The sequence below is a fragment of the Serratia sp. 22278 genome (genome assembly GCF_052045405.1).
Taxonomy (GTDB): domain Bacteria; phylum Pseudomonadota; class Gammaproteobacteria; order Enterobacterales; family Enterobacteriaceae; genus Serratia; species Serratia marcescens.
On sequence record NZ_JBQEOW010000003.1, the window covers coordinates 85,225 to 100,438 of the forward strand.

10 protein-coding genes are annotated in these 15,214 nt (G+C 59.6%); 7 read left to right on the top strand and 3 right to left on the bottom strand.

Translation table 11 applies throughout. The annotated features are described in order from the left end of the window. Positions 1-199 precede the first annotated feature (199 nt). Positions 200-4,171 carry a trifunctional transcriptional regulator/proline dehydrogenase/L-glutamate gamma-semialdehyde dehydrogenase gene (gene putA, locus ACTJJ6_RS07785; RefSeq protein WP_049299138.1) on the bottom strand — a complete coding sequence of 1,324 codons (3,972 nt, stop codon included), beginning with the start codon at positions 4,169-4,171 and terminating at the stop codon, positions 200-202. A gap of 570 nt (positions 4,172-4,741) precedes the next feature. Here putA and putP point away from each other — a divergent pair. From putP to lpxO, 6 genes are all read left to right on the top strand, one after another. After that, the gene (gene putP / locus ACTJJ6_RS07790) at positions 4,742-6,226 is read left to right on the top strand and encodes a sodium/proline symporter PutP (RefSeq protein ID WP_015378228.1); all 1,485 of its coding nucleotides are present in this window, start codon (positions 4,742-4,744) and stop codon (positions 6,224-6,226) included. A 243-nt stretch (positions 6,227-6,469) separates the two neighbouring features. Continuing rightward, the gene (efeU, locus tag ACTJJ6_RS07795) at positions 6,470-7,315 is read left to right on the top strand and encodes an iron uptake transporter permease EfeU (RefSeq protein ID WP_016927330.1); all 846 of its coding nucleotides are present in this window, start codon (positions 6,470-6,472) and stop codon (positions 7,313-7,315) included. Positions 7,316-7,335: 20 nt separating this feature from the next. Then, positions 7,336-8,472, top strand: coding sequence for an iron uptake system protein EfeO (gene efeO / locus ACTJJ6_RS07800; RefSeq protein ID WP_440803237.1), 1,137 nt, complete (start codon positions 7,336-7,338; stop codon positions 8,470-8,472). Between the two features lie 11 nt (positions 8,473-8,483). After that, on the top strand, positions 8,484-9,782 hold the full coding sequence (gene efeB, locus ACTJJ6_RS07805) for an iron uptake transporter deferrochelatase/peroxidase subunit (RefSeq protein WP_033640038.1): 1,299 nt from the start codon (positions 8,484-8,486) through the stop codon (positions 9,780-9,782). Between the two features lie 717 nt (positions 9,783-10,499). Continuing rightward, positions 10,500-11,288: a phosphate starvation-inducible protein PhoH gene (phoH, locus tag ACTJJ6_RS07810; protein WP_015378226.1), complete on the top strand. Its 789-nt coding sequence runs from the start codon at positions 10,500-10,502 to the stop codon at positions 11,286-11,288. Positions 11,289-11,522: 234 nt separating this feature from the next. Beyond that, on the top strand, positions 11,523-12,425 hold the full coding sequence (lpxO, locus tag ACTJJ6_RS07815) for a lipid A hydroxylase LpxO (protein WP_015378219.1): 903 nt from the start codon (positions 11,523-11,525) through the stop codon (positions 12,423-12,425). Positions 12,426-12,461: 36 nt separating this feature from the next. On the opposite strand, the gene chaA is transcribed toward lpxO, so the two are convergent. Then, on the bottom strand, positions 12,462-13,565 hold the full coding sequence (gene chaA, locus ACTJJ6_RS07820) for a sodium-potassium/proton antiporter ChaA (protein ID WP_004934723.1): 1,104 nt from the start codon (positions 13,563-13,565) through the stop codon (positions 12,462-12,464). A gap of 294 nt (positions 13,566-13,859) precedes the next feature. Continuing rightward, positions 13,860-14,678: a siderophore-interacting protein gene (locus ACTJJ6_RS07825; RefSeq protein WP_033640040.1), complete on the bottom strand. Its 819-nt coding sequence runs from the start codon at positions 14,676-14,678 to the stop codon at positions 13,860-13,862. Between the two features lie 130 nt (positions 14,679-14,808). On the opposite strand from ACTJJ6_RS07825, the gene chaB reads away from it, so the two are divergent. Next, positions 14,809-15,036, top strand: a complete 228-nt coding sequence (chaB, locus tag ACTJJ6_RS07830) for a putative cation transport regulator ChaB (RefSeq protein WP_016927335.1) — start codon at positions 14,809-14,811, stop codon at positions 15,034-15,036. Positions 15,037-15,214 lie beyond the last annotated feature (178 nt).

Consider the following 15,214-nt stretch of genomic DNA (forward strand, 5'->3'; position numbering starts at 1 on the left):
TCGTAGCGCTCTGACGCGGCTTTCAAGCAGAGTAATCCGTCTATGATGTCATCGTCCATGAGCGACGCCCCACCCTGTAAGGATAATAAGGCGCTAACGGCAGGTCGGCCTGCGGACAATAAAAAAACCCTGCACTCGTGCAGGGTTTGCGTAGCGGCGAGCAAATCAGGCGGCAATGGATTGCCGCCTTGAGGATGCGTTAACCGATGGTCATCAGGCTGGCGTTACCGCCGGCGGCGGCGGTGTTGACGCTCAGCGAACGTTCGATCAGCAGGCGTTCCAACAGGATGTTGGTTTCACCGTGGGCGAAGCCCTGCACCGAGACGATGGCGCCGCCGCGCTGCGCGATCTGCTCGCACAGGGTGCGCAACTGGTCGGCATCGCCGTGGTAGATGGCGGCGTCGAACTCGACCTTGTCCTGCTGCCAGTCTTTGCTGAAGGCGATGCGCGCCTGCACATCGTTCGGCAAGCGGCGGAACAGATTGCGTTGCAGTTCCGCTTCCGGCCACAGCGCGCAGCTGCCAACCGCCAGCACGGCGGCCAGCTGGATCAGCGCGTCGGTTTCGTTATCCGCCAGGCACAGCACGCGTTCACGCGGCAGCAGGGCATAGGTGTTGCGCTCGCCGGTCGGGCCCGGCAGCGGACGTACGGTGCCGCCCTGGCCCAGTTCCGCATAACGTTGCGCCAATGCCGCCAGTTCGCCGTGCTGGCTGGTGACCGCCCACTTCTCCAGCGATTGCAACGCGCCCAGCAGCTGCGGCCGCGCGGTGGCTTCCATCGGGCGCTCTTCGTCCTGGCGGTGCAGCGTACGTTGCAGCGCGTCGTCCGGACGGTTGGCCAGCAGACGGTACAGGTACAGCGGGCCGCCGGCTTTCGGGCCGGTGCCCGACAGGCCTTCGCCGCCGAACGGCTGCACGCCGACCACTGCGCCGACCATGTTGCGGTTGACGTACAGGTTGCCGACCTTGGCGCGTTCGGTCACCCGGGCGATGGTTTCATCGATACGGGTGTGAATGCCCAGCGTCAGGCCGTAACCGGCGGCGTTGATCTGATCGACCAGCGCGTCCAGATTGTTGCGCTGGAAGCGCACCACGTGCAGCACCGGCCCGAAGATCTCTTTCTGCAGCTCGTCGAAGCTGTCGAGCTCGATCAGCGTCGGCTTGATGAAGGTGCCGCGCGCCCACTCTTTTTCATCCTGCGCGCTGCCTTTGGCGGCCTGGTACACCTTGCGGCCTTTGGCGCGCATTGCCTGGATGTGGCGTTCGATGCCGGTTTTGGCTTCGGCGTCGATCACCGGGCCCACGTCGGTGGACAGGCGCTCCGGGTTGCCCATGCGGCATTCGGCCATCGCGCCGCGCAGCATTTGCAGCGTGTGCTCGGCCACGTCTTCCTGAATGCACAGGATACGCAGCGCGGAGCAACGCTGCCCGGCGCTGTCGAAGGCGGAAGCCACCACATCGGTCACCACCTGTTCGGTCAGGGCGGAAGAGTCGACGATCATGGCGTTCAGGCCGCCGGTTTCGGCGATCAGCGGCGTCGGCCGGCCTTGCGGATCGAGACGACCGGCGATGCTGCGCTGCAGAATGCCGGCGACGTCGGTGGAGCCGGTGAACATCACGCCGCGGACGCGGGCGTCGTTGACCAGCGTCGAGCCGACGGTTTCACCCTGGCCCGGCAGCAGCTGCAGCACGCCTTGCGGAATGCCGGCCTCCAGCAGGATGCGCACCGCCTGCGCGGCCACCAGCGGCGTTTGCTCGGCCGGTTTGGCCAGCACGCTGTTGCCCGCCGCCAGCGCGGCGGCGATTTGGCCGGTGAAGATCGCCAGCGGGAAGTTCCACGGGCTGATGCAGACCACCGGGCCCAGCGGGCGGTGGCTGTCGTTGGCGAAGTCGTCGCGCACCTGGCCGGCGTAGTAGTGCAGGAAGTCGACCGCTTCACGCACTTCGGCGATGGCGTTGTTGAAGGTTTTACCCGCTTCACGCACCAGAATGCCCAGCAGGCTTTGCAGCTGGCTTTCCATCAGTTCGGCGGCGCGTTCGAGGATCGCGGCGCGTTCCGTCGGCGGCGTAGCGAACCAAATTGGGCCGGCGGCCGCGGCGGCGTCGAGCGCGCGGCTGACTTCGCCTTCGGTGGCTTCACGCACGTAGCCGACCACATCGCCCGGCTCGGCCGGGTTGATCACCGGCTGCTCCACGCCCTGATCCAATTCGGCGTCGATAATCGGTTCCGCGCGCCACGGATGGCTGGCGCTGGTGAGCAGGGCGCTGGAGAGCGAGGCCAGACGCTGTTCGTTGGACAGATCCAGACCGCTGGAGTTAACGCGTTTCTCGCCGTACAGCTCGCGCGGCAGCGGGATGCGCGGATGCGGCAGGCCAATCTGGCCTTCGTTGGCCGCCAGCGCTTCCACGGCGCTGACCGGATCGGCCACCAGTTCGTCGAGCGGCAGGGTGGCGTCGGCGATGCGGTTGACGAACGAGGTGTTGGCGCCGTTTTCCAGCAGGCGGCGCACCAGGTAAGCCAGCAGCGTTTCATGGGTGCCGACCGGTGCGTAGATGCGGCAAGGGCGGTTCAGTTTGCCGTCGGCCACTTTACCCACCACCTGTTCGTACAACGGCTCACCCATGCCGTGCAGGCACTGGAATTCATACTGGCCAGGGTAGTAGTTGTTGCCGGCCAGGTGATAGATGGCGCTCAGGGTATGGGCGTTGTGGGTCGCGAACTGCGGATAGATCAGGTTCGGCACCGACAGCAGTTTGCGGGCGCAGGCCAGGTAGGAAACGTCGGTGTACACCTTGCGGGTGTAAACCGGATAACCTTCCAGGCCGTCCATCTGGGCGCGTTTGATTTCGCTGTCCCAGTAGGCGCCTTTCACCAGACGGATCATCAGGCGGCGGCGGCTGCGTTGCGCCATGTCGATCACCGCGTCGATGGCGAACGGGCAACGTTTCTGATAGGCCTGGATCACGAAGCCGATGCCGTTCCAGCCGGCCAACTGCGGCTCGAAGCACAGCTTCTCCAGCAGATCGAGCGAGATTTCCAGGCGGTCGGCCTCTTCGGCGTCGATGTTGATGCCGATATCATACTGGCGTGCTTGCAGGGTCAGCGACAGCAGGCGCGGATAAAGCTCTTCCATCACGCGTTCGTACTGCGCGCGGCTGTAGCGCGGGTGCAGGGCGGACAGCTTGATGGAGATGCCGGGGCCTTCATAGATGCCGCGGCCGTTGGAGGCTTTGCCGATGGCGTGGATCGCCTGCTGGTAGGAAACCAGGTAGGCCTGCGCGTCGGCTTCGGTCAGGGCGGCTTCGCCCAGCATGTCGTAGGAATAGCGGAACCCTTTTTCTTCCAGCTTGCGCGCGTTGGCCAGCGCTTCGGCGATGGTTTCGCCGGTCACGAACTGCTCACCCATCAGGCGCATCGCCATGTCCACGCCTTTGCGGATCAGCGGTTCGCCGCTCTTGCTGATAATGCGGTTCAGCGAACGGGACAGATTGGCTTCGTTATGCGTGGACACCAGCTTGCCGGTAAACAGCAGACCCCAGGTCGCGGCGTTGACGAACAGCGACGGGCTGCGCCCCAGGTGCGAATGCCAGTTGCCGTTGCTGATCTTGTCGCGGATCAGGGCATCGCGGGTCGGTTTGTCCGGAATGCGCAGCAGCGCTTCCGCCAGGCACATCAGCGCCACGCCTTCCTGCGAGGAGAGGGAGAACTCTTGCAGCAGGCCTTGCACCATGCCGGCGCGGCCGTTTGCACTTTTTTGGTTACGCAATTTCTCGGCGATGCCATAGGCCATTTTGTGAGTGGCCTGCGCAAGATCGGCGGGTAATCGCGCCTGTTCGAGCAACATCGGCACCGCTTCGGTCTCTGGGCGGCGATAGGCGGCGGTGATGGCGGCGCGGGTCACCGACTGAGGCAGAATTTGTTCGGCGAAATCGAGGAATGGCTGGTGTGACTCTTCCTGCGCTTGCGGCATAATGTCGTCCGCTTCAGGCTGGCCCGCTGCGGCCAGCGCTGGAATTTCAGGAATATCGGTACCGCTCTCGAGACGCTCGAGGTAATTAAAGATGGCCTGCTTGATGAGCCAGTGCGGCGTGCGATCGATGCGCTGCGCGGCGCTCTTGATCCGGTCGCGTGTTGCCTCGTCGAGTTTCACGCCCATTGTGGTAGTGCCCATGCCTGTCCAACTCCTGTGTTTAGAACCTATCCCATCAGGCTAGACAAACAGCAGGCCGGAAAGCCTGTTGGGATAGGTTCGTGAGATGTGTGGGTTAAGAATGCAGACAATATCCTGCATGTTGCAACTTTGTGCAACCTTGTTAAATCAGGCTGATGAGCGAAGTGTGAGTTTCATCGATTTTTTAACACGGGCAGTTGGCATGAATGTTGCGTTATTGAGCGAATGCGGCGGGGTTTATGATGCCGCAGGCGCTTTACCTTGCGGTATATAAGGGTAATAGCAAGGTGCAACTCATTTTGCTTGTCGTGAGTGCAACCTTTGAGCCCGGTAAATGTGACGCAGGGTAAACTTTGTGTAACTTTGTTGTTAAATATCTTGTTGGTTGATGAAAGGCTCATCTAGGATAACCGACGGTCAACAATTACGGGCAGAAACTATTTTACCTGCACTCGCTAGCAGGCTGCGCCACGTTCCGGCGCGGCGGCCAGTGAAATGCATTGCGCGTGGGTTTACCGGCGCCGGCATGGCCGGAGCGAAACGCGAATAATAATGAAAGTGGAGAATTAAATGACAATGAGCACACCTATGCTGGTGACCTTCCTGGTGTACATTTTCGGGATGGTGCTGATCGGCCTGCTTGCCTACCGGGCAACCAATAACTTTGATGACTATATTCTCGGCGGCCGCAGTTTGGGCAGCGTGGTGACCGCGCTGTCCGCCGGCGCTTCCGACATGAGCGGCTGGTTGCTGATGGGCCTTCCGGGCGCCATCTTCCTCTCCGGCATCTCTGAAAGCTGGATCGCCATCGGCCTGACCATCGGCGCTTACCTGAACTGGAAGCTGGTGGCAGGAAGGCTGCGCGTGCATACCGAAGCCAACAATAACGCCCTGACGCTGCCGGACTATTTCACCAGCCGTTTTGAAGACAACAGCAAGCTGCTGCGGGTGATCTCGGCCATCGTCATTCTGGTGTTCTTCACCATTTACTGCGCCTCCGGCATCGTGGCCGGCGCGCGCCTGTTCGAAAGCACCTTCGGCATGAGCTACGAAACCGCCCTGTGGGCCGGCGCCGCGGCGACCATCCTGTATACCTTTATCGGCGGTTTCCTGGCGGTGAGCTGGACCGACACCGTACAGGCCAGCCTGATGATTTTCGCGCTGATCCTGACGCCGGTGATCGTGATCTTCGCCGTCGGCGGCATCGATACGTCGATGCTGGTGATCCAGGCGAAGAACCCGGCCAACCTCGATATGCTGAAGGGGCTGAACTTCGTCGCCATCCTGTCGCTGCTGGGTTGGGGCCTGGGCTACTTCGGCCAGCCGCACATCCTGGCGCGCTTCATGGCGGCGGATTCTCACCGCACCATCCGCAGCGCGCGCCGCATCAGCATGACCTGGATGATCCTGTGTCTGGCCGGGACCATCGCCGTCGGTTTCTTCGGCATCGCTTACTTCGCCAATAACCCGGATCAGGCCGGCAACGTATCGCAGAACGGCGAGCGCGTGTTCATCGAACTGGCGATGTTGCTGTTCAACCCATGGGTGGCGGGCGTGCTGCTGTCGGCGATTCTGGCGGCGGTCATGAGCACCCTGAGCTGCCAACTGCTGGTGTGCTCCAGCGCGATCACCGAAGACCTGTACAAGGCGTTCCTGCGCAAGGGCGCCAGCCAGCGTGAGCTGGTGTGGGTCGGCCGCGTGATGGTGCTGGTGGTGGCGTTGATCGCCATCGCCTTGGCGGCCAACCCGGAGAACCGCGTACTGGGCCTGGTGAGCTATGCCTGGGCCGGTTTCGGCGCCGCCTTCGGCCCGGTTGTGCTGATCTCGGTAATGTGGTCGCGCATGACCCGCAACGGCGCGTTGGCCGGTATGCTGGTCGGTGCGGTGACGGTGATCGTCTGGAAACAGTACGAATGGTTGGGCCTGTACGAAATCATCCCTGGCTTCATCCTGGGTTGCCTGGCTATCGTGGTGGTGAGCCTGATGGGCCGCCAGCCATCCTCAACCATGACCGAACGTTTCGATCAGGCGGAAGCCGAATACAAAACGGTATAACGCCGTTCGATGTCAGTCGGCAAGGGGCGCGCAGAGCGCCCCTTCTTTTTGCCTGTTTGCCCGTCATTCGGCTGTAACACCTGGCGACATTTGATTAGAAAAAATCACGCTTGCGCCTCTTGTATTTCTTTTTGCCAGAATGATAATCACTCTCGTTGTATTTTACGTTTCTTTACATACTCGCCGCGGCTCATTTCGAGCCGGTTTGCTCTGCCGCCGCGGTCTTTTCAGGGGTGATTAGTTATGTTCGTTCCCTTTCTTATCATGTTCCGTGAGGGGTTGGAGGCCGCGCTGATCGTCAGCCTGATCGCCAGCTACCTGAAGCGCACGCAGCGCAGCCAATGGCTGGGCGCGGTGTGGATCGGCGTAATTGTCGCTGCGGCGCTGTGTCTGGCGCTCGGCATCTTCATCAATGAAACCACCGGCGAGTTCCCGCAGAAGCAGCAGGAGCTGTTCGAAGGCATCGTGGCGGTGGTGGCGGTGCTGATCCTCACCTATATGGTGTTCTGGATGCGTAAGGTGTCCAAATCGGTCAAGGTGCATCTGGAAGGGGCTATCGATCAGGCGCTCAGCGCCGGTAAAGGGCAGGGATGGGCGCTGGTGGCGATGGTGTTCTTCGCCGTGGCGCGCGAAGGGCTGGAGTCGGTGTTCTTCCTGCTGGCGGCGTTTCAGCAAGACGTGGGCGCCGCGGCGCCGATCGGCGCGGTGCTCGGCCTGGTGGCCGCCATCGTGCTGGGCATGATGATTTACTGGGGCGGGGTGAAGCTGCACCTGGCCAAATTCTTCAAATGGACCAGCCTGTTCATTCTGTTCGTCGCCGCCGGCCTGGCCGCCGGGGCGATCCGCGCCTTCCACGAAGCCGGTCTATGGAACCACTTCCAGGACATCGCCTTCGATTTCAGCAGCACCCTGTCGACCCATTCGCTGTTCGGCACCCTGCTGGAAGGCATTCTCGGTTACCAGGAAGCGCCGACGGTCAGCGAAGTGGCGGTCTACTTCCTGTATCTGATCCCGGCGCTGATTTTCTTTTTCCTGCCGCAGCGCGCGGAGCCGGCAGCGGCCCCGGCGCAACGTAAAATCAATCATTAATGTTTAATAGGGAATCTCGTATGTCTACTCCGTTATTTCGCCGCAAGGCGTTGCACGCAGCATTACTGGCTATCCCGGCGTTTGCGCTGAGCCTCGACGCCTTGGCGGCGGACGTGCCGCAGGTCAAGGTTACGGTTAACGACAAGCAGTGCGAACCGATGCACCTGACGGTCCCGGCCGGCAAGACGCAGTTTGTGGTGCACAACACCAGCCAGAAAAACGTCGAATGGGAAATCCTGAAAGGGGTGATGGTGGTGGAAGAGCGCGAGAACATCGCGCCGGGCTTTACCCAGAAAATGACCGCCACGCTGGAAGCGGGCGAATATGACATGACCTGCGGGCTGCTGAGCAATCCGAAAGGCAAACTGATCGTCACCGCAGCGGCCAACGGCGCCACCGACGGCAAGCCGAACGCGCTGGACTTGGTTGGCCCGATCGCCGAATACAAGGTTTACGTCACCAAAGAAGTCGATGGGTTGGTGAAACAGACCAAGCTGTTTACCGACGCGGTGAAGGCCGGCAACGTGGAGCAGGCGCGCAAGCTGTATGCGCCGACCCGCCAGCACTATGAGCGCATCGAGCCGATCGCCGAGCTGTTCTCCGATCTGGACGGCAGCATCGACGCCCGCGAAGACGACTACGAGAAGAAAGCGGCGGACCCGAACTTCACCGGCTTCCACCGTCTGGAGAAGGCGCTGTTTGCCGACAACTCGACCAAAGACATGGGCAAATATGTCGATCGTCTGTATCACGACACCGTTGAGCTGCAAAAACGCGTGAGTGAACTGACCTTCCCGCCGAGCAAGGTGGTGGGCGGCGCAGCCGGGCTGATCGAAGAAGTGGCGGCCAGCAAGATCAGCGGTGAAGAAGACCGTTACAGCCGCACCGATTTGTGGGACTTCCAGGCCAACGTCGACGGCGCGCAAAAGATAATCAATCTGCTGCGCCCGCTGCTGGTTAAGGCCAATAAGCCGCTGCTGGACAAGATCGACGCCAACTTCAAAACCGTGGACACCATTTTGGCGAAGTACCAAACCAAAGAGGGTTATGAGTCCTATGAGAAGCTGACCGATGCCGATCGCAATGCGTTGAAAGGGCCGATCACCACGCTGGCGGAAGATCTTTCCCAGCTGCGCGGCGTATTGGGTCTGGACTGAGGCATACGGTTATGAGCAACAAGGCAGGCCCGCATAACGGGCCGCATCCGCAATCGCAGGGGGCGGCATCGCCTTCGCGACGCCGTTTGCTGCAAGGGCTGGGGCTGGGCGCGCTGGCGCTGGGCGGCAGCCGCCTGGCGCAGGCGGCGGGCAACGCGGCGGAGCCGTTGGCGACGCCGCAGGATGAGCGCTGGCAGAAACAGCCGTTTTATGGCCGCCATCAGGCTGGGGTGCTGACGCCGCAACAGGCGGCGATGATGCTGGTGGCGTTCGATGTGCTGGCGACCGACAAAGCGGGGCTGGAGCGCCTGTTCCGGCTGCTGACCGATCGCATCGCCTTCCTGACTCACGGTGGCAAGGCGCCGGAGGTGGACGCCAAGCTGCCGCCGCTCGATTCCGGCATCATGGGGCCGGAGATTTACCCGGACAACCTGACCATCACCGTCTCGGTCGGCGCATCGCTGTTCGATGAACGCTTTGGTCTGCAGGCGCAAAAACCGCTGCGGTTGCAGAAAATGACCCGCTTCCCCAACGATGCGTTGGACGCCGCGCTTTGCCACGGCGACCTGCTGTTGCAGATCTGCGCCAACACCAACGAAACGGTGATTCACGCGCTGCGCGACATCATTAAGCATTCGCCGGATCTGCTCAGCGTGCGCTGGAAGCGGGAGGGGTTCATCTCCGCGCACGCGGCGCGCAGCAAAGGCAAAGAGACGCCGATCAACCTGTTGGGTTTCAAAGACGGCACCGCCAACCCGAAAACCGACGACAAACCGCTGATGGATAAGGTGGTGTGGGTCGGCGACAACGTCGGCGAGCCGGCGTGGACGGCCGGCGGCAGCTATCAGGCGGCGCGCATTATTCGTTTTCGCGTCGAGTTTTGGGATCGCACGCCGCTGCAGGAGCAGGAAACCATCTTCGGCCGCGAGAAGCACAGCGGGGCGCCGCTGGGCATGAAGCATGAACATGACGAGCCGGACTACGCGAACGATCCCGACGGCAAGGTGATCCCGATGGATGCGCACATCCGGCTGGCTAACCCTCGCACGCCGGAAAGCCAAAGCAACCTGATGCTGCGGCGCGGCTACAGTTATTCCCTTGGCGTCTCCAATGCCGGGCAGCTGGAAATGGGGCTGCTGTTCGTCTGCTATCAGGCCGATCTGGAGAAAGGCTTCCTGACGGTGCAAAAAAGGCTGAACGGCGAAGCGCTGGAGGAATACATCAAGCCGATTGGCGGCGGGTATTTCTTCGTGTTGCCGGGCGTGAAAGAGGGCGGCGATTATCTGGCCAGCGGCCTGCTCAAGGCCTGAAGCAGGAATGACGAGGCGGGATCTTCCGCCTCGTTTTACGTTTGTCTTACCCGCTGCAGGGGGCAGTGAACGATGAAACGCAATTCAATGCTTTGCCGGCAGATTAAAAAACACGCAGTCATGCTGTTTTTGATTGCGCAAAATTTAATCGGGAAACCAAAGTGTCATTCGCGGGTTTTAATTGTAATGCATTGATATTTATTGATTATAATTTTCTATGGAATGACGTCTTGGGCGTGATATAGTGTTTTTGCGTTAACTGAAAACAAAAAATATTAAATTTTTTTACATTTTAGTAACGCCGTGGGATTGAATGTCATTATACTGTAATCATCTGGCGGTAGTTTTCACACGGTGCACAGCTTGAAGCTGTAAATATCACTGCGGGGATCGCTAATGGTAAAGTCCTTGGTTGGGCTGGAAAGAAAAAATAACATATCTCCCCTGATTTCTCGTTGTAACGAGGGTTCTCTCTCCGACTCTCTTTTACCGGCAACTCCGCACTCTTATCGCTACCGAATCTCATCGCTTTTTACTCCACGTTTATTGATGCAGTCCGCGTTGTCCCGTGAAGACACGGCGCTTAAGCGTTGCCGTCGATTCACTTTGTCCCTTGGCTCTTATTGGCTCGGAGGAGGCCAAAACCTAATACGTGTGTGAAACATAATCGCGCGGCCTGGCCGTTGCGGTAGGTGAAACAAACTGTAAGGTGCCACTATGGGTAGACAGAAAGCAGTGATCAAAGCACGTCGTGAAGCGAAACGCGTTATTCGTCGTGACGCTCGTAGTCATCGCCAGCTGGAAGAAGAGTCTGTGACCTCGCTGGTGCAAATGGGGGGAGTCGAGTCTATCGGCATGGCGCGAGACAAGCGCGATAGCTCACCCATCGAGGCTAGAACCGAAGCTCAGGGTCATTACTTATCAGCCATAGAGAATAAGCAGCTGATCTTCGCCACTGGCGAAGCCGGCTGCGGCAAAACATTTATCAGCGCCGCCAAGGCGGCGGAGGCGCTGATCCATAAAGAGGTGGATCGGATTATCGTTACCCGTCCTGTTTTGCAGGCGGATGAAGACCTCGGTTTCTTGCCGGGGGATATCTCCGAGAAGTTCGCGCCTTATTTCCGCCCGGTGTATGACATTCTGGTGCGCCGTTTAGGATCTTCCTTTATGCAGTACTGCCTGCGCCCGGAAATCGGCAAGGTAGAGATTGCGCCGTTCGCTTATATGCGCGGGCGCACCTTCGAAAATGCGGTCGTTATCCTGGATGAAGCCCAGAACGTGACCGCCAGCCAGATGAAAATGTTCCTGACCCGCCTGGGGGAAAACGTGACGGTTATCGTTAACGGCGACGTGACCCAGTGCGACCTGCCGCGCGGCGTGAAATCCGGCCTCAGCGATGCCCTGGAACGCTTCGAAGAGGACGAGATGATCGGCGTTATCCGCTTTGAAAAACAGGACTGCGTGCGTTCCGCTCTGTGCCAGCGCACGCTCAACGCTTACAGTTAACCTATCCGCTAATGGAAAGGCCGCTTCGGCGGCCTTTTTTATCTCCGCAATTTCCCCTCTCGTTTAACCTTTGTGTAAATTATTGTGGTTTTCTGTATAGATTTTCGTTGAGTTAGCGTTAATGATTAATGGGTTCCAGATTGGCGCGCAATTTGCCTGTGCCGCCAAAAGGACATTCTCTGGGGTGTGCGCCGCGCGGCGCATAGCGTGTGGGTTCCTTGATGCGATTCAAACATGAAATACATCATTCTGCTTTTGCTTATTTTATGCGTCGTCTATGTGCATTACCGCGGGCGGGTGCGCTACAACGTGTGGCGTCAGCTGTCTGACCATTCCACCTTTACCGCACCGCTGAACGTCTTCATGTATCTGTTTTCCCGTGTGCCAACCACGCCGTACCTGAAGCCGGAGCAGTTTCCTGAGCTGGCGGTACTGCGGGAGAACTGGGAAACCATCCGCGACGAAGGACAGAAGCTGATGGAGATCCAGCAGATCAAGGCGTCCGATCAATTCAACGACGCCGGCTTCAACTCGTTTTTCAAGACCGGTTGGAAACGCTTTTATCTGAAATGGTATGAGGACAGCCATCCCTCCGCCATGACCCTGTGCCCGCAGACCACGGAACTGCTGCGCAGCTTGCCTTCGGTCAAGGCGGCGATGTTCGCCGAACTGCCGGACGGCAGCCGGTTGCCGCGCCACCGTGACCCTTACGCCGGTTCGCTGCGTTATCACCTGGGGCTGATTACCCCCAATGATGACCGCTGCTTCATTGAGGTGGACGGTGAGCGCTACAGCTGGCGTGATGGTGAAGGCGTGATGTTCGATGAAACCTATCTGCACTACGCGGAAAATCAGAGCGGGCAGAATCGTCTGATCCTGTTCTGCGACATCGAACGGCCGATGCGCTACCGCTGGGCGCAGGCGGTTAACCACTGGCTGGGGCGCAATCTGATGAGCGCCGCCACCGCGCCGAACGAAGAGGGCGATCGCACCGGCGGCGTCAACAAGATGTTCAAATACATCTATGCGATACGCCGGGTGGGGAAACGCCTGAAGGCCTGGAATCGCACCGGCTATTACATCATCAAGTGGATTTTGTTCGGGGGGATCGCCGCGGCGATATTCTTCTCGGTATAACGCAGGCAGGGGCGCACAGAGTGCGCCCCTTTTTGATCAGGCGAAGATCGTCATCATGTAGGCGGCGAACAGCGCCAGGTGAGCGGTGCCGTTCAGCACGTTGGTGCGGCCGGTCGAGAACGACAGCTGGCACAGCAGCAACACCGTCAGCATCACCACGATATGCGGCGTTTGCAGGCCGAAGATCAGCGTCTGCCCGGTCAGGGTAGCGATGATGGTGACCGCCGGCACCGTCAGGGAGATGGTCGCCAGCACCGAACCGAAGAACAGGTTCATGGCGCGTTGCACCTGGTTGTTCAACACGGCGCGCAGCGCGCCCAGGCCTTCCGGCGACAGGATCAGCAGCGCCACCAGGAAGCCGGTGAACTGCGCCGGCGCATTCATCTTGGTCAGCAGGCCTTCCAGCGGATTGGCATTGAACTTGGTGACGGCGATAACCGCGATCAGGTGCACGATGAGCCAGGCGGCGTGCCAGGCGCTGCTGTGCGAAGAAGGCTTGCCGTGGTGCGGGTCGCCATCGTCGTCTTCATGCTCGTACACGAACAGGCTCTGGTGGGTTTTGGTCTGGATCACCAGGAACACGCCATACATGGCGGCGGAAATCAGCGCCACCAGCAGTGCTTGCCCGGTGCTGAAGTTGCCGCCTGGCAGCGCGCTCGGGAACACCAGCACGATCACCGCCAGCGGGAAAATCGCCATCAGATACTGTTTGATGCCGCCCAGGTTGACGTACTGGGTGGCGAACTTGCGCCCGCCGAGCAGCAGCGCGAAGCCGACCAGGCCGGCGGAAACGATCATGATGATGGAGTACAGCGTGTCGCGCATCAGCGCCGGCGCGGCGTCGCCGGTGGCCATCAACGCCGAGATCAGGCTGACTTCGAGGATCACCACCGACAGGCTGAGGATCAGCGAGCCGTAGGGTTCGCCCAATCGGTGGGCCAGCACGTCGGCGTGGCGCACCACGCTGAAGGCGCTGCTGAGGATCCCCACCAGCGCGAGAATATTGATGCCGACAATCAGCGGAAAGTTAGCGGTGCTGCCCCATAAATTCAACACCACCAGCGCGGCGATGGGGAAGATCAGCGAGTATTCGGTGTGGCGAGACTTGGTGGATCGGCCAGGATCGTGTTGCGACTTCATGAGGGTGGCACTCCTTCTCAAACAGCGTAGCCCGTCAGCGCCGGTCGCCGTGATGCGGCAACTCTGCGTTTCCAGTAGGTATTTTATATTAGGATACACCCGCGGCGCCGGTGTGATGTTGTTTTTATCTGAGAAAGCAATTGCTTGCTTTATGTGATCAGGGTAACAAAAAAACCGCACGGGGTGCGGTTTTATTTACTTACTTTTACGCAATAACGCTAATTTTTAACGTTAGGTTTGAGAAAAGTCGTGTTTACTTGTTTACTGCTCGGTTAATCAAGGAGAATGAGACGGTCAGTCGTCAATATTATCCATGATTTCATGCCGTTTATTGTGGTAACCCTCTTCATTTAGCCCCTCACGCCAGTAAGGCACGGCATAAAGACGATTACGATCGCATTGACGTTCGCGCCGCAGGTAACGGCGCAACTCTACTACCAGGCGATCTTCACCGGCGAGCCAGAAATGCGCTTCACCCTGCGGCACGGACTGCGCGCGGAACCGAGCGACCAATTCGTCGGTTTTCTCTGTGCCGCCGACGACCCAATTCACCTCAACGCCGGCAGGCTTTTTCAGGTCAATCACGTCGGCAGTGCTATCGACGCGGACGAAAGCGCGCCCGGCGCCGTGCGGCGGCAGGTTTTCCAGCAGCGCGGCCAACGCCGGCAGCGAAGAAGGATCGCCCGCCAGGCAGTAGAAGTCGGCGGCCGGCAGCATCGGTTTGGGGCCGCCTGGATTGCTGATGCCGATTTTATCGCCGATTTTCGCCTGGCGCGCGAAGTCGACCGCCGGTCCCTGGTGATCGTGAATGGCGAATTCGATGTCCACTTCCGCCTGTTCCGGGCGCACGGCGCGAATGGAATAGGTGCGCACGATCGGGCGCACGGCATCGGCAGCCCAGCGCGGGCCGTTTTCGGTCAGCGTCGGCAGATCCGGCTGCGTTTGGCCGGCGAGCGGCAAAAAGACCTTGATGTGCGCGGCGGCGGCGTTGGCCGGGTAGTAGCGCAGATCGGGCGCGGTAAAGGTGATGCGGCGCAGGTGCGGCGTAATGTCCTGTACGGCGCTGACGGCGATCAGGTAGGGGGCGCGTGAGCGAGGGGCTTCGGTAGTCACGGGGATCTCCTTATAGGTCGTTTGGCGGTGAGTATACCATGCCGTTTGATAATGAGAATTGTTTGCTCATTGAGGCGTAACCGCGTGTGGGCTAGGCTTAAGGTTCACGCAATACGCACGGGAGGATGTGATGCCATACCAAGACACGAACGACTTGCCGGACAATGTGAAGCATGTGCTGCCGGAACATGCGCAGGCGATCTATAAAGAAGCGTTTAACAGCGCCTGGCAACAATACCGGGATCCCGACGATCGGCGTGGTGACGACAGCCGGGAGGAGACGGCGCACAAAGTGGCCTGGGCGGCGGTCAAGCAAAGCTATCGCAAGGGCGACGACGAACGCTGGCATAAAAAGTAACGCCTCTATGCCCCGGTAAGAATCGCGCAGACGTTATGCTGACCTCGGCAATTAATATTGTTGCTGCTCAGTACAAATACTTTTCCACGTTAACGCCGCTTTGCAACTTGATTGCGCGGCGGGAAAAGAATATGGTCATTATTAATCGGCGCGGTTATTGAATTAATAAAATTCCGCA

Coding starts and splice junctions, on each gene's coding strand:
- putA (WP_049299138.1), bottom strand. CDS start 4,171: ATGGGCACTACCACAATGGGCGTGAAACTCGACGAGGCAACACGCGAC.
- putP (WP_015378228.1), top strand. CDS start 4,742: ATGACAATGAGCACACCTATGCTGGTGACCTTCCTGGTGTACATTTTC.
- efeU (WP_016927330.1), top strand. CDS start 6,470: ATGTTCGTTCCCTTTCTTATCATGTTCCGTGAGGGGTTGGAGGCCGCG.
- efeO (WP_440803237.1), top strand. CDS start 7,336: ATGTCTACTCCGTTATTTCGCCGCAAGGCGTTGCACGCAGCATTACTG.
- efeB (WP_033640038.1), top strand. CDS start 8,484: ATGAGCAACAAGGCAGGCCCGCATAACGGGCCGCATCCGCAATCGCAG.
- phoH (WP_015378226.1), top strand. CDS start 10,500: ATGGGTAGACAGAAAGCAGTGATCAAAGCACGTCGTGAAGCGAAACGC.
- lpxO (WP_015378219.1), top strand. CDS start 11,523: ATGAAATACATCATTCTGCTTTTGCTTATTTTATGCGTCGTCTATGTG.
- chaA (WP_004934723.1), bottom strand. CDS start 13,565: ATGAAGTCGCAACACGATCCTGGCCGATCCACCAAGTCTCGCCACACC.
- chaB (WP_016927335.1), top strand. CDS start 14,809: ATGCCATACCAAGACACGAACGACTTGCCGGACAATGTGAAGCATGTG.